The organism is Nocardiopsis alba, from assembly GCF_000710955.1.
Lineage (GTDB): Bacteria > Actinomycetota > Actinomycetes > Streptosporangiales > Streptosporangiaceae > Nocardiopsis > Nocardiopsis alba.
On sequence record NZ_BAZE01000019.1, the window covers coordinates 46,007 to 59,130 of the forward strand.

The 13,124-nt window shown below is 69.0% G+C and carries 6 protein-coding genes; 1 reads left to right on the forward strand and 5 read right to left on the reverse strand.

The window, feature by feature from the left end:
* Positions 1–542: 542 nt before the first annotated feature.
* From TR33_RS25165 to TR33_RS25190, 5 genes are all read right to left on the reverse strand, one after another.
* On the reverse strand, positions 543–1,544 hold the full coding sequence (locus TR33_RS25165) for a hypothetical protein (RefSeq protein ID WP_234305960.1): 1,002 nt from the start codon (positions 1,542–1,544) through the stop codon (positions 543–545).
* Complete coding sequence (locus TR33_RS25170; RefSeq protein WP_042285937.1) at positions 1,541–5,344, reverse strand: hypothetical protein; 3,804 nt, start codon at positions 5,342–5,344, stop codon at positions 1,541–1,543. The genes TR33_RS25165 and TR33_RS25170 overlap by 4 nt, the downstream gene beginning before the upstream one ends.
* Positions 5,341–7,134 (reverse strand): hypothetical protein, encoded by a 1,794-nt coding sequence (locus TR33_RS25175; RefSeq protein WP_042285939.1) that lies wholly within the window; start codon positions 7,132–7,134, stop codon positions 5,341–5,343. Before TR33_RS25175 ends, TR33_RS25170 begins: the two co-directional genes overlap by 4 nt.
* Positions 7,135–7,794: 660 nt before the next feature.
* Positions 7,795–11,361: a DUF6603 domain-containing protein gene (locus tag TR33_RS25185; protein WP_042285940.1), complete on the reverse strand. Its 3,567-nt coding sequence runs from the start codon at positions 11,359–11,361 to the stop codon at positions 7,795–7,797.
* A 323-nt stretch (positions 11,362–11,684) separates the two neighbouring features.
* Complete coding sequence (locus tag TR33_RS25190; RefSeq protein WP_042285942.1) at positions 11,685–12,110, reverse strand: DoxX family protein; 426 nt, start codon at positions 12,108–12,110, stop codon at positions 11,685–11,687.
* 139 nt (positions 12,111–12,249) lie between these two features.
* Between TR33_RS25190 and TR33_RS25195 the strand changes: the two genes are divergently transcribed.
* Positions 12,250–13,077 (forward strand): sigma-70 family RNA polymerase sigma factor, encoded by an 828-nt coding sequence (locus TR33_RS25195; RefSeq protein ID WP_042285967.1) that lies wholly within the window; start codon positions 12,250–12,252, stop codon positions 13,075–13,077.
* Positions 13,078–13,124: the final 47 nt, after the last annotated feature.

Consider the following 13,124-nt stretch of genomic DNA (forward strand, 5'->3'; position numbering starts at 1 on the left):
GGCGGTCGTGCCGTGATGGCCACGGCAGTGCCATCGATCTCCCCGAGGTCCATCCGACGTGTGTCTTCACCGTGCACCGGGGTGGTTCCGCCCTGTCCTGGCGGAGCCACCCCGGTACGACGCCGGACACGGGGCGGGATCTCATCGCCGGTGCCGGTCCCCAAGGCTCTCAACACGGCCGAGGAACGACCTCTGTTTCCGGGTGGAGCGATCGGTGGGGTGAGGTCCGCGCGGACCGCCGCACTCGACATCCCGGGGAAGCCCGGGACCCATCGCGCTTCGGTCAGGCCCCACCGATCGTTCTCGGGCTCTTCCCCGCCGGAGGGGCCTCAAGACCACTCCTTCTTACGAGATATAAGCGAACGCGGGAGTGAATCCGAGTTCAGGACGGCAATTGTTTTCGATATCCCACATCAGCATATCCAACCTGCACCCCTCGTAGGCGTACGCGAATCCGTAGCCATTGAACGGACCCTTGATACCAGCGAAGACAACATCGTACCTTCTCTGAAGCACTACATCTGGACCCATTACGTAGAACTTTACTCCACTGATTTTCCCGGTATACGGAGCCAACTGGAAATTGGTGATGATCGGCCCTGTCTCGGGGGCTTCCCTGGCGAAGTGGCGCGGCATACTCCAATGGAGCTCGTGCCATTCGCTGCGCAGCAGGGGACACGATCCCGCACGGTGAGGCTCGACTTCACCGAGACATTGCGAGCGGAGACGTCACCCCCCATCACCCGCACCAGCAGACTCTGCCGATCCCGCACGTCTTCTGACCACGAGGGTTTCAGTTCGAACGTGGTGTCGGTGGTGAGCCCGGAGATCTTCACCGGCTGCGGATGATCCTTGTCCAACTCAACCTTTTCCTTGTTGGCAAGGAGTGTGTAACGGATACCTTCGATCGGTGGCTCCAACCAGGTGAGCGTGACCGAATCCCCATATTTGACCGGGTTGGCGTCCGCTCGCAATTCCCGCAGGTAGTATCCGGCCGGGAACTTTCCGAGGGGGATGTGTTTCCAGACCGTCTCGCCGTCCTCTTCCTCCTGCACGCCGATGGCGACGGCGGTGGCCCCTTCCATGGCACTGACAAGAATTTCGTGAATGAAGACGGCGACCGTCTCACCGGGCTCGAACGGCTTCTCCTCACGGTCCGTTCCGGAGTAGGTGAAGGTGTAGAGACCCGAACCCTCGTCACCACGGTCCGGACGACGTGTCTTGGACTGCCGAGTGACGGTCGCTCCCCGCTTCGACCAGGTCTCGCTGAGCAGATCCTCCTTGGCGTCCCCGTCGTCGGAGACCTTGAGCTGGATCTGAATCGCGTGCGCCCGCACCGCTTCGTCGTCGCTGACATTGGTCACCAGCACACTCAGACCCGCCTGATTGGCGGAACCCTTCGACCCCGAGGCCACCAGAGGAGACGGATCGGTCTGCACCACGACACTCAGCGCCTCGGGAAAATCCGAGTCGCTGTACGCCAGGGTGGAGCCCCACCGCTCGTCCGCCGGTTCCTCCGGGATCCGCTCCCGCGTGTCCGTCATGACCGTCCGCCTTCCTGATCGTTCGTGTCGCTTGTCCTGCGGGTCGGGCCGAACCCTTGTCGCAGCCGGAGCAGTCCGGTCCGCAGGTGTACGGGTGCTTCCGGGGTGAGGCGGGCCGTGCCGTCGTCGTCGCGGACCGGCACCGGGTTCGCTCGATCGTTGATCGCCGGGACCCACGACCACGTGCCGTGCTCGACCTTCGGCAGCGGCATCGGGAAGGCCGTGGTCTCCGCCGTCACGGTCCCGCCGTGTTCGACCGTGACCGGGCGTTTGCCGCCCAGGCTGGGCCCCACGTGGAAGAGCGCCTCCATTCGGCCCAGCGCGTCGGCCACCGCTTCGGGTTCCAAACGCAGTCGAGAGGTCGGCACCACGTGGGTGGTGGCGTGCACGGACGCCCACGGGTCCAACAGCATCGAGACCTTCACGCTCTCCTCCCGGTTCAGCCGCAGCCTCAATCGCGAGCCGAGGTTCCGGTCGGCCACGTATCCGCCCCGCTCCTCCGGCGGGGAGACCGCGTAGAACGTGTCGTACTCCTTCTCCTGGAAGTAACCCACCAGCCCGTCGCCGAAGGCCGCGTCGGACCCCAGCAGCACCGGCCAGGTGTGGTCCATGTAGGCGGGGCGAGGGTCGATGGCGGTCAACCGGTCGAGCTTGACCGGCACGATCGCGCCCGCGTCCGGTTCCAACGTCAATCGCGCGCGCACCAGCGCCATCGGCCGCCCCAGCAGGCGCAGCGTCGGAGGGCCCGCGGCGGTCCGGTCCGGGCTGGTGGTGAGCCGGGCCAGCTCCTCGGCCTGAAGGAACGCGGCCAGAGCGGCCGGGCCCTTCCTCCCCTTCCTCTTGATGCCGTCGAGGAAACCGACCAGTTCGGGGTCGGGGGTCAGGCCACTGCCCGCGTCCTCCCAGACCAGGTCCCCGTCGGCATCGCGCAACTCTCCCAACAGCACCCCGTCGTGCGTGTAACAGAGCACGCCCTGGTCCAGATGGTCGGGCACCACCCATCCCCGGATCTGATCGCCGTCGACCGGCCGCACCGGCGGTTCGGTCTCCGACCCCCTCGACAGCGCCTCAAAGCGGAGCCGGGCCGGCTGGGGAAAGCGCGGTCGTAGCTGCATCACCCGGGTCGACCAGTCCTTGTTGGTCCGCCCTGAAAGCACGGTGGCGTCGGCCTTGCCGCTGCCCGGCGTCCTGTCGTCGGGGGTGACGGTGGCCGAGCGGGTGAGCTCCACCTTCAGGTCCGGACGATCTCGCCCGTCCTCGGTGTCCACCGCGCAGGCCCGACCGTAACGGTCGATGATCATGAGCCGTGAGATGACGAACTGTCCCGCGCGCAGGCCCTCGGCCGGCAGCGGCCGGATCCAGTTCTCCGGATCGTCGGGGTCCTTGGGGGCCTTCGGTTTACTTCCTGTGTAGAACAGGCGGGGTTCGTAGGCGTAGTCGGGCGAGACCAGGCCTTTCTTCAGCTCCGGAGTCGGCCGCAGCAGGGACTCCCGGCCGGTGAGCTGCGCGCTGAACCCGTCCAGCGCCTGGGAGACCAGATCGGTGCCCTTCTCCGCGTCGTTGAAGTTCTCCAGGATCTTCGACACGAACTCCAGGAAGGCCGGATCCTGACCCCGCGCGGCGTCCTTCAGATGCCGGTAACGGTCGGCGAGGTTGTGCACGGCGTGCGGGGACAGCAGGATGCGCCCGTTCACCGTGTGGAAGGGCGGCGGGTCGCCCTTCTTCGCGACGTGCCCCTCCCCCCGCCACAGGTACCGCCGTCCGTCGAAGACCCAGTTCCGTTCACCCTCGTGCCCGGGCCTGCGGTCCTCGTAGGGCACGGGGTAGTAGTCGGCGCTCCAGCACAGGTAGAGCGGGGTCCATGGCTGGCGCCACCATTCCGTCTGAAAGCGCAGCGCCGCCACCCGGGGGTCGGAGGTGGTCGACCACGGGACCGCCGTCGCCTCGTCTGCGAAGGACACCGTCGTCGTGTCCTGGGGAGAGCGGTGGTCGTCCAGCGCGGTGAACTCGGCGAGCAGGGCCTTGTGCAGGTCGGTCGGGAACACGCCCTTCCAGCCGGGCCGGTCGAGGATCGTGGCGAAGCCGTCCGGGACGACCGGGGCGGACGCGGCCCCGTCCATCTTCGTCACGGTCTGTCCGCCACCCCGACAGGTGAGCTCGCCGGGACGGTCCTCCAGAAGCCGCCGTGTGCCCGCGCCGCGCAGCAGGACCACCGGCTCGGTCGGGCGGTGGAACGGCTCCCGGGGGAACCGTGTGAGAACCCCGACAGGTTCGTGGCCCAGCAGTTCTTCGAGCCCCCTCAGCTCGTCGGTGATGGCCCGTTCGATCCGCTCCGGGTCGGTCTCGCGTACGAGGGCTCGGCATTCACGCAGAACGTCCTGTGCCCGTTCGATCCGCTCGGCCAGGGAGTCGGACCGTGCCGGATCGAAGTGGGGGGAGATCTTCTCGGCGAGGGCCTTCATCTTCTTCGACCCCGTCGAGCCGAAGGCGCCGCCGCCCTTGGCACCCAGGTAGGCCGCGTGCTCGCGGTACCCCCACAAGGTGCGCAGCCGTTCCTGGAGCCGGGTCAGCTCCCGGAGCTTCGTGTCGTAGGCCTCCTGGTCGGCGTTGAGGGTCTTCAGCCAGTCCGCCTGTGCCCGGGGGACGTCGGGTGGTGGGGCCGGTTCGCCCTGGTCGGACTGCCCGCTCACGAAGTCCCAGACGTAACCCCCGGCCACCGGTTCGAACCGGGCCTCGTGTGCCTTGCGCGCCACCTCGGCACGCCCACCGGGGGCGTCGTACTCGTCCAGAAGCCCGTACTGAAGGGCCTGCAACCGGGCCTGGTACTCGGCGCGTTCGTCGGGCCGCTCGTCCGGCCAGATGTCGGGGATCCGCTGGGCGAGCGCGCTCAGACCCTCGGAGGAGGTCTCGGCCGTGCCCAGGCTCAGGTCGACCCATTGGCCGGTCTTGTCGTCCCTGCGCGGTTTCTCGTCCCCCTCTCCCTCTCCATGCCTACGCCAGACGAGGCCGTGCACGCTGCCCGCGTGCACGGAGCGCATCGTGCCCGTGATCGGCCCGGTGTAGCGCCACCGCAACCGGTCCAGCAGCTCGCGCAGCCGTTCCTCGTACTCCTCGTGCGGTGCGCCGGCCACCCGGGAGAGCGGGTCGCGGTCGATGCTTCCGTACCATCCGAAGATCTGGTAGCTCAGGTCGATGCCGTCCGGCCCCTCACTCAGCCCCGCGAGGTCGTCGTGCATCGAGAACACGCCCAGGTTGTAGGGCTGGTACACCGAGAACGCCGGAACGCCCGGGCCGAAGGCGGTGAGCGGCTCGGACATCGACGGTTCGGTGATGTCCTCGGTCAGCTCCCACCGCCGCCCGATCCGCCTCTGGTCGATCCGCCGGCCGTCCTTCGTGTCGGAGACCATGCCATAGGGAGAGCTGTCACTGTCGTCGGACACGTCCTCGGGCCTGCGCAGAGCATCGCTCTGGATCAGCCAGGCCTTGGCCCGCCGTCGTCCGTCCTGCTTCGCGTAACGCACCACGACCCAGCGGTCGGGGCAGTTCAGCGGCCGGGTGTCGCCCTCGCGCAACGGATCGGTGTCCCGCAGGGCCCTCGGCGGCTCCCAGTGCAAGAGCACACCGTCCGACGGAGCCCCACCGAGGGGAGGGTTCCCAGGGAGCGGTTCGGGGCCTTGGTGGAAGGGCGCGGAGAAGTTCAGACTCCACCGCGCGAAGGTGTTCTCCGTGCTCTTTCGCACGGTCGGGTTGACCATCAGGGCGGTCACCCGCACCGGGACGAGCAGGGCGTGATCGCTCATGTGTGTGCTCCCTCGTCGTGGCCCGGGCCGGCGGCCGGGGCCGTGGGGGTGTGCAGGACGGCCCTTTCGGGGGCGTGGACGAGTTGCAGGCCGAGTTCTCCGGGGGACGGTGCCGTCCGACCGGTGTCCTTGTAGGGGCCGAGACCGGTCCAGATCGCGTCGAGCAGTCCATCGGGGCCCGCCAGCTTCAGCACCCGCGTGTCGTCGCGGAAGGGGACCGTGACGCGGGTGCCGGCACCGCCCCGGGCCGGCACCTGGTCCCCGACCTTCACATCGTCCGTTTCCCGCAGGGCTCGTAGTGTGATCCGTTCCCGACCGCCCTGGAAGCCGACGCCCAGGTGCACCCCTTGGTCCGGCTCGTTCAAGTGCACTTCCGAGGGCACCTCGTCGAAGAGCACCAGCAGCACCCCGGGGGCGAGGACGGCCCGGCGGAGCACCCGCCCCTCGGAGGGGACGATCCCCAGCTCGGGGAAGTCGGTCACCAGGCGGGAGCGGATCAGGATCCCCGAGCTCGGTGTGGGCGGTCGCGACTCGTCGAGGTAGGTATCGACCAGCGCCTCCACCACCCTTCGGTCGTGTGATCCGCAGATTCCGGCCCACAGCGCCCCGGTCACCAGGGCGTCGAGCCAGCCCCGGTCCACCCGGAACCACCGCATGCTCTCGGGTGGCAGCGCCTCCGGGTCCGGAACGAGGTGGTCGAACGGCACTCCGGAGAGCACCCGAAGGCCGTTCAGGAACGAGTCCAGCGCGGGCTCCCTCGCGGCCGCGGACTCAGGGGCGCCGTCGCCCTGAGGGCCGGAGTGGCCGAGTGAGGAGGAGCCGAGCACGTGCGCGGCGAAACGCTCCATCACCCGGAGGTCCTCGGCGATCGCCGCCACCGTTTCGGTCACCGGTGGCATCGAGGCGGGGAAGGACAGATCTCCGGCCCGGACCATCGTCACCGGGTCGGCCTGGACCTCTTCGTCCGACCCGGCGCCGCCCTCCGCGGTGCCGGCGCTCGGTCCGCCGCCGTACCGCGTGGCCAGCCCGTCGAGCAGGGCCCGGGCGTGGAATCGCGGGGGCTCCCCGGCCAGCAACCGGTCGAGGGCCTCCATCCCCGCCCGCCGCTCGGACGCCGTGTCCCCATCCGCCGGGCCCCACGCCTCCTCGCCTTGGGAGAACGAGTACCCCTCCGGGGGAAGCAGGGCGTCCAGAGGGCCTGCGGCCGAGTACGCGGGGCCGGCCATGCCGACGGCCTCGACCCGGGCCCGGTATCCCCCGGCGATCTGCGCGAGGTTCTGGACGGCCTTCTGTGCCTGGTCCACCGCCCGGGCCAACGCGGCGGAGAACTCCTGATCGGCCAGGGCCAGTCCGCGCCCCAGTGACCACGCCGTGTGGTGGCCCACGTTCCGGACGCCGAAGCCGTCCTCGTCCGTGATCCACCATCGGCCGGTGCGGTCGACCGGGTCCGTCGGGTAGGGGGTCAACGGCCCCCGGTAGAAGTCGTAGGCGCCGGGCCGGTCGGCCCGCACGTGCCGCAGCGCCACGTGCCCCGTCTCGATCAGGTGGCGAACGCGGCGGGTGTAGGCGTCGGGAGTGTCTCCGTACTCCGCTGCCGGGCGGGCCAGCAGGTGGGGTCGGGCGGGCCCGTCCGTGAGCCGTGCGCGCAGGTCGGAGTAGGCCGTCCCCGCCTCGACCCGCGCGGAGACGAACGACCAGTGGTGGAGCGATATCAGGCGTACGTGCGCCTTGGCCCGGTCGGGGTGGTCCAGCAGCTCCTTGTGGCCCTCGAAGGAGACCAGGTGGGCCACGTACCGTCCCCCCTGCGGATCGGGGAGCCGGTTGGCCGACAGGTAGGCGTACCTCGGCGGAGCGGCGTTCCTCGTGGGAGCCTCCGGCGTCCTCAGGGGTACGGATGTGCGCGAGGTGGGCGAGCTCGGCGGAGGTGGGCGCGATCCGGGCGAAGACCTCCCCGGGCACCCGGATCGTGTTGATGGTGGCGGTCTCCTCCTCCGCCGTCAGTGGATGGTCGGCGAAGTCCGGGACGCTCACCGCGGAATCGTTCCGCGGATCGAGCAGCGTCCTCGCGATCCCCGTCTCGGTGCCGCCGAGCGCCTTCGGGTCGTCGGGCAGCTCGCCTTCGGCGAAGAGGAGCACGCCCAGCCACGGGGTCGTTCCATCGTCGTCGGAGGAGACCCTGCGCTCCCAAGGCACGATGCGACGTTCCAGGGCCACGTGCGGCAGGTACAGGTCGAAACGGCCCGCCGTACCGGGCGGCGGGTAGACGCCGTGGATCTCGTCGGCCTCCACGCGCAACCGCAGCCCGGTGACGGTGAAGTCCTGCGTGAGGGTGAAGGCCGTCCCCGAGGGGATGTTCCCGCCGGTCGGCGTCTGCGTGACCGTGATGGTGTGGTCGCCGGCCGAGACGCTCGGAACGAGGTTGTCGATGAAGTGCAGATTCCTGGTCACGGTCATACCGTCTCCACCAGTAGGTTCAGTTTCTTGAGCGTCTTCTCGAGCTCGGTGCGCGCCTTTCCCTTGTCCTTCTCGGGCAAGGTGACGTTCTCGTCCGCCGCGTACTCGCCCTCGATCAGGTTCAGGGGGTTGGCCGCGCACCGCTCATCGGAGAACTGGACGGCCTCGCCGTCGGCGGTCAGACTCTGTCCCTTGGTCGTGGGCGGAGGGGCGCTCACCTGGATCCCGCTCGTGCACGAGACCGTCTGCGGTTCGCCCGGACCCGGTAGCGTGCTTCCGGACCCCTCCTGGGCGGCCCACAGGGCCATGGGGAAGGCGCCTGTGATCTCGGAGGCATCCCAGCCCGTGACCGTCGTGCCGCCTCGGGTGACCTTCACGTGCTGGGTGATGGACACCCGGGCGTCGCCCATCGGCCCGACCGTCAGCGGAGCCCGGTCGCGTGGTGCCGTGTCGTCGCCGTGGCTCCACCCGGTCGAGGGCAGCGCGCTTCGTGTACTGAAGGAGAACCCGTCCGTGCTCACCGGCCAACGCCCGCCCTTGGTCGCCTCCGGCCTGGTCGGGTCGGTCAGCAGGCCGTCCATGGGGCTGATGCCGAGCGGGTCGGCCGGGAGCTGCCTGGCGTGGAAGTCCGCCCACGGGAGCGGTTCCCGTTGGAGCCTCCTGGGTTCGCCGAAGTCGATGCTCTTGGAGAAGGGCCCCACCTCGACCCGGACCGTGCCGCCGGTGGCCGGGCCCCACACGTTCAGATACGCGCCGACCTCGGCCCGGATCGTCACGTCCCACCACAGCACCCGCGCGGTGTAGCTGGCCCCGATACTGATCCACATGCGCAGGTCGAAGTAGAGCGGCGCCCACCGCACGATGGCGTCGAACCCGGCGTCGAGCCAGGCGTGCAGCCCTCCGGAGACGAAGTCGACCGAGAGTCGGCCGCCCACCATGCCGACCTTCGGGGTCACGGCGGCGTAGAGCTCGCCCTTGATCCGCACGTCCGAACTCACCGACCAGTCCAGACCCAGGCGCGGCACCTGCTGCGGGTAGTGGGCCGGCGGTCGGTAGGCCGGATGGTAGCCGCCGACGGTGGCCACGAAGTCGCCCGCGTGGTCGCTGCCCGGGAACCACACGTACACCGCGGCGCCACCGGTGAGCTTGCAGTCCGGGTGGATCACCCAGGAGTTGTCCGAGAGCGCCGCCGTGAGCGCGAGCCGCCGCTTGGCGTGTTCGTACAGCGCGCGGAACCCGAGCTCGATGTGGGCCACCCGGGGCGTGTCCGCGTCTTCGGAGGCGGTGGCCGGGGCCTTCGGACCCTTCTTCCCGGACTCGGCCTTCTTCTTGCGCTGAGCCGGGAAGTCGGCGTTCATCGCGCCCAGGAGCGCCACGGAGAAGTCGTCCGGGCCGAACTGCGCGATCAGCAGCGCCTGTACGGCCACGGTCTCGGCGATGGTGGCGGCCACCCCCGCCGTGAACCACAGGTCGCCCGGCTCGGGGAGCACGACCGCGTCCTTCGAATCCTCCGCGCCCCCGGTGATCTTCTCCAGCGTGGAGAGCGGGTCGGGCGGGTCCCCGACGAACCCCGGCATGTCGGCCAGCGCCTGGACGAACGGAAAGTCCGAGACGCCGTCCGCCTCGGGCAGCTCGACCCTGCTGTTGTAGCCGCCGCCCAGGGCCAGGCCGGTGAAGACCACCGGAGGCGGGCCCGCGATCTTGCCCGCCAGCCCGCCGAACACGAACAGGGACGTGTACCCGGGCCGCTTCTCGGTGTCCTTGAGCCGGGCATAGGAGCCCACGGCCAGGAGCCCCCACTTCTCCGCCTTGACCAGCAGCAGGCCCTCGTAGTCGTACGCGTAGCCCTCGCGGTCCCGCTTGGCGAACGCGCCCGTAATCGTCAGTGGATCGCGGGAGAAGGTCGCCCCCAGGCCGGAGAGCTCCACGGTGACGCGGGGGTCCTTAGTGATGGTCAGGCCGATGGCCAGGCCGGTGGCGCGCAGTTCGAAACCGGCGGCGACCAGCGCGGCGTCGATGTCCAACAGCACCCGGGTGGCCTCTGAGTCGTCCTCGGGAACGGCCAACCGCAGGCCCACCCGGTCGATGTGCAAAGGCCCCAGAGGGCGCTGGACCTCGCTGGAGGAGGAGTCCGAGCGCACCGGGGCCGGGTCGTCGGCGGCGGGTTCGATCTCGGCGGCGGAGACGGCGTAGGGCGCGGGCTCGTCCTTCTTACGTCCCAGGACGACGACGGAGCGCTTCTCCTTCAGCAGCGTGAAGTCCAGGCCGACCCGAAGGCCCTTGGCCAGGTCCCCGGAGCCGGGGACCTTGGGGGCACCGTAGGCTTCCAGAACGGTGCCGACCCTGGTCAGAGCGTCCTCGGGGATCGGGGCGGTGGCTCCGATCACCGTCACCGCGTCCAAGGACAGGTCGGCGTCCTTCGGGACCTGGCCCTCGACCAGGTCGAGACGGGACAGACGGGCCAGATCACCGAGGGGGGAGGACGCCGAGAGGAGCAGCGGGCGTTTTCCCTCGGCCTTGGGCAGCAGCGCCAGACCCCACGTGAACCCCTCCGGGGCCTCGTCCTCGTCGTCGGTGGACTTCTTCTCCTCGGCGGATTCCTTCTTCTCGTCGTCCTCGTCGGTGGATTCGTTCTCCTCCTCGGTGGACTCCTCTTCCTCTTCTTCCTCTTCCTCGGTGCTGTCGGCGGTGATCACCACCTCGACGTCCTCGCCGCCCGGGGTGTAGTCGAGGCGGAGGCCGGGGGTGCTCGGCAGGAGCCGGCCGAACTCGTCCACCCCGGTCATGCCGAGCCTGCTCAGAGCGTCCACGAGGGAGAACGGGGTCTTATCGGCGCGGGCGACACGGAAGAGGTAGCTCGTGCGCTTCTTCTTCTCGAAGCCGAGTTCGCAGGAGGCCCGGAGCTCCGGCGAGGTCTTGAGGACGAGTTCGACGGTGAGCCGCTTCCTCACCCCCTTTGGAGACTTCTCCTCGGTCTCGGAACCCTTCTCTTCCGTCTCCTCGTGCTTCTTCTCTTCGGTGGCCTCCGAGCGCTTCTCTTCGGTGTTCTCGGAAAGCTCGTCGTCCGCCTTCGGGGGCTTCTTCTCGGTCTCCGAGGCCTCGTCGTCGTTCTTCGTGACCTTCTCGGCCGCGAAGACGAGCTTGGGCGACTTCAGGCCCACGTCGGTGAGAGCCCCCCAGACCGAGTGGTCCGTATCGAGGGAGATCGTGAGGGAGAGCCCGGTCACCGGGGTCGTGTCGGCCGGCTCCGACTCCTTCTCAGACGACTTCGAGTCCCCATCGTCCGACTTCGGCTTTTCATCGGTCGACTTCGAGTCTTCGAGAGTGAACTCCAGCGTCACCTCCAGCCCGCCCTTGGGGAGGGTTCCCGTGAGGGAGAGATCGCTCTTCCGATCGATCTGGACGACCGTCGACGCGGCCCCGGCCGCTTGATCGACGGCGGCGAAATCGATCAGGTCGAGAATCCCCTTGACTCTGTCGTGTCGATTCGGTGTCAGATCCAGCCGAGAGTTTATTTTGACCGTATCGAGCCAGCTCTTCAGGTCGCCGTACGTGACCGCCACAGTGTCCCCTCCGCGTATCGAGCCCGAACGACTTTCACAGAGGACACTGAGGCGGTCAATATTTCGCTGATTCAGGCGTGTTTTCCTATTTCCACCGAACCGACCTGCCGAGTTCATTTTCGTATATCGCGGATATGACCGTCCGGGGTCGAATGACCCGAACCGCACCGAGAACGGGTCGAGGCACATTTCGGGTACACCGAGGAGGAGCGGGACGCCGGTATCGCGAAGTGGGTCTTTCACCGGCCGGCGCCCCTCACTCAGAAGGACCACGCAGATGGGCGGCGATCCTCGTCGGCTCACCTGTTCACGGGGCCGCCCCGTCACCACCAGAGTGGAGAGCCCACCGCCAGGTGGATCATGTGGACTGCCGCCGCGACCGCGAGGAGCAGGTACAGCACCGGGAAGGCGATGTTGTGGAAGACCCGGGCCCGGACATGGGCGACGACGGCACCGACGAAGAAGAGCACCAGGCCGACGCCGGCGGCGACACCCACCCAGGGCCACACGCTCAGGCCGACGAGGAGCCCGACCGCACCGGCCAGCTTCAACGTCGCGAGGTAGGGCAGGGCCCTCGCAGGGAGGCCCACCTCGGCCGAGTTCCTCAGCACGAAGCCCGCCCCGGCGTAGTCGGCGACGGCGATCAGGGCATTGGCCACGACGCACACGATGGTCGCGGCGAAGAGGACCGTGGTCACGCCGAACCCCCTCCTCTCGGCGTGCGCGGGCGGCACGGTTTCGGTGCGCATCGGTGTTCGGTGCGCGAGCGGTCTATCTGTACTCTCATCGGTGGGCATCTCCTCATGAGGTTCGTCGGGCGGAAGTCCTCTGCTCTCATCCCTCCCGACGTCCGCTCCCTGAGAAAGGTGACACCCGGTGGTGCCGAACATGGATTTCGAAGCGATGAGGCCGCGCCTGACGGCGATCGCGTTCCGGCTGCTCGGCTCCGTCCAGGACGCGGAGGACGCCGTACAGAACACCTGGCTCAAGGCATCGGCCGCGCACACCGAGGACCTCCTCAACCCGGACGCGTGGGCGACGACCGTGCTGACCCGGGTCTGCCTCGACGAACTGCGCAAACGCCACCGACGCCGTGAGGAACCACTGTTCGCGGACCTGCTCCCATCGGAGAGCGTCGCCGCGGACGAGCGTTACCTCCGGAGGGAGGACGTCTCTCGCGCGTTGATGGTCGTCCTCCACCGACTGACACCCGCCCAACGCGTCGCGTACGTCCTGCACGACCTGTTCGACGTCCCGTTCCATGAGGTGGCGAAAACGCTCCACACCAGCGTGGCGAGCGCCAAGAAGCACGCCAGCCGAGCACGCGGGCGCCTGGCGCGGGCCACACCGGAACCGTCCGCGACCACCGCCGATCGGGACGTCGTGGAGGCGTTCCTCGCCGCGGCCGCCGGTGGCGGCGTCGACCGGATGGTCGCCCTGATGACCGACGACTGCGTGCGCGTCGCCGACGCCGGCCTCCTCCCCTCCGGTGTTCCGACGGTCGTCACCAGCGCCCGGTCCATCGCCCGGGAGACCTCGTCGTTCGCCGACCGCATCCGTGCCGCTGTGCCCATGCTCATCGACCGCCGCCCGGTCGGCGTCATCGCCCCCGGCGGTCACCCGTTCGCGGTCATCACCATCACCACCGTGGGCCGACGCGTCGCTCGGATCGAGATCGGCCGGCCACGCGGGTTCTCCTTGACGCAAGGTCGGTAAGGCCGAGCCTCGCGGCACAGGGTCGAGTGCATGGAGCGTGGGTGGCC

Bases quoted from the DNA above. Each gene is read 5' to 3' on its own strand.
- TR33_RS25165 (WP_234305960.1), bottom strand. From the start codon at position 1,544: ATGACGGACACGCGGGAGCGGATCCCGGAGGAACCGGCGGACGAGCGG.
- TR33_RS25170 (WP_042285937.1), bottom strand. From the start codon at position 5,344: ATGAGCGATCACGCCCTGCTCGTCCCGGTGCGGGTGACCGCCCTGATG.
- TR33_RS25190 (WP_042285942.1), bottom strand. From the start codon at position 12,110: ATGCGCACCGAAACCGTGCCGCCCGCGCACGCCGAGAGGAGGGGGTTC.
- TR33_RS25195 (WP_042285967.1), top strand. From the start codon at position 12,250: ATGGATTTCGAAGCGATGAGGCCGCGCCTGACGGCGATCGCGTTCCGG.